This is a genomic window from Caenimonas sedimenti (genome assembly GCF_007833165.1).
Classification (GTDB): domain Bacteria; phylum Pseudomonadota; class Gammaproteobacteria; order Burkholderiales; family Burkholderiaceae_C; genus Ramlibacter; species Ramlibacter sedimenti.
In genome coordinates this window covers 1-2,059 of sequence record NZ_VOBQ01000043.1, presented here as the reverse complement: position 1 = coordinate 2,059, position 2,059 = coordinate 1, and the positions used below count along the sequence as shown (strand labels likewise).

At 62.1% G+C, this 2,059-nt stretch carries 2 pseudogenes; both read left to right on the top strand.

The annotated features are described in order from the left end of the window. Positions 1 to 1,568 (top strand): annotated as a pseudogene (locus FN976_RS28665) (hypothetical protein); the annotation flags it as partial. Between the two features lie 36 nt (positions 1,569 to 1,604). Further along, a pseudogene (locus FN976_RS28660) lies at positions 1,605 to 2,059 on the top strand (hypothetical protein); the annotation flags it as partial.

Genomic DNA, 2,059 nt, shown 5'->3' with positions numbered 1-2,059 from the left:
CGGGGTGGCAGGGCATGAAGTCGTTCGACGCGGCGCGCGTGGCGCTGGCCTTACCCGCCCGTCTGGAGGGGCTCGAGCATGAGTCCCTCTATGGCATCTGGACCACCTATTGCATCGTGCAGCAGTGCGAAGCGCGCGAAGTGCTGCTGCCGCGGCTTTTGTCACGCCGGATCTTCGGGCGCTTCACACAACCCGACAATGACGTGAACACCGTTGCGCAAGTCCTTGGCACGTCCGGGAAGCAGGTGCTGCACATGCGAGGCTGCGACATCGGCGGCGCCATCGACCACCAGGCGCAGTTGCTGCATCCGACTCTGCGCTACTGCAAGCAATGCTTGTCCCTGGGATATCACAGCATCGTTGCACAGCACGTAGCCGTCCAGCGATGCCCACTGCACGACATCCCTCTGCTCGACCTTTGCCCAGATTGCAGCAACCCCATCGATCCAAGCTTCGCGGACGCGGCATTCCACCCGTTCGAATGCCCCCTGTGCGGGGCTGCGTTGGCCAACACGATTGCGCGGGTCGCTGATTCTCAGCATGCCAGGTGGGCCGACCAGATGTTTGGACACAGGCGAGGAGTACTTGCCCTTGGGGTCGATGTGCCCCATCAGGCGAAGCGACTCTCACAACTGCCAGTTCCGCTGAAGTCGCCCTCGACTGCGGTTGCCTCACGGCACTTTCAGCGGGCGAGCGTTTGGGCGCCTGCCGCCGATCCCTCGTGGCTTGGATTCAGGGAGGAATCCGTGGTGTTGGGGCCGACTCATACGCGGGGCTTTCTGCCCATCGGGTCGGATCATCATCTCGATCGAGGTGCGCAACGCACGATGCTTTGGCTCAGGCAGCTGTGTGTAGAGCACGAGAATGCAACCTTCCGACTCATAGGTCGTCTCGGTCGCTACCCGCGGGGGCTTCGGCTCAATGCGCAAACGAGTATCGTCAGCGCGGCCCTTTACAAGCTCTATGCGTCCTATGACTTGCTGCCGGAAATGCGGCTCAGGCACGACCTGAAGGCGTGGATGGGCGACGACGAAGACGCCTACGCCTCACTCAAGGCGCCGATTCGTCATGGAGATGGCCTGAGGGAGTATCCCCAGTTCGACGCGCGCCTGCTTCAACTCGAAATGCTCGGCTTGTTCGCCAAACTCCTGGTTCGCCACGTGCACGGCACTCACCTCGACGACGTCAGCTGGCTGGATTACCCTCATCCCATCGAGTTTGCGCCAAGCTGGACCCTCCTGCGCGGTTCGCAAACCGTGACCGCGCGCGTGCGCTTTAGGGCAGCCGAGGGCGACGTCGAGCGGCTGGTCCAGCGCGTGCATCGGCATGTCCTGCGGTTCCGTCACGCTGATCCTGTGGGCGATGATCGGATGTGGCGAGACAACCACCTGGACTGCATGTGGGACGAACAGACCGCTTACGAGCCCCTGGTGCTGTCGTCCGGGACCGCGAAGCGACCGAGGATGACCCCTTGGCCTGTCAACCCGGCTGGGGGCACTCGCCCCGGAAGCGAGCAGTTAGGCAGCCTTCGCCACGACGATCCCACAGGTGACAATATCCAGCTCTGAAACTTTCGGTTCGTGCTGAGCCGAATGAGAAGGCGTATGAGGATCTCCATCGACATCGACATCGACTCTGATGTTCTGATCGACACGCGCGACGTTCAGGCGGTCCAGGACGCACTGCCGGCATTGCTCGCGGCAACGGTGGCGTTGGGCCGATTCGAGCCCAAGCTCGTGCGGTTGATGGTGGCGAATCCGACGCCTTCAATTGAGGATGTTCGCGCGATCCAGCAAGAAGCGGCCATGCTTCGCGACGGCACGCAGTGGCTGAATGCCGACCGGGTCACAAAACTTGCAACGATCGCCGCTGACAGGCCGGCACCCGAGGTCAGCCGGTGGAAGCGAGAGCGCAAGATTTTTGCGATTCGGTTTGGAGGCATTGAATACTTTCCAAGGTATGGCTTTGGTCCGGGATTCCGGCCGCTTCGCGAGATGACCACTATCCTCAGGGCGCTTCCACACGCGGATGATCTCGAGCTGGCCCGGTGGTTCGAGAA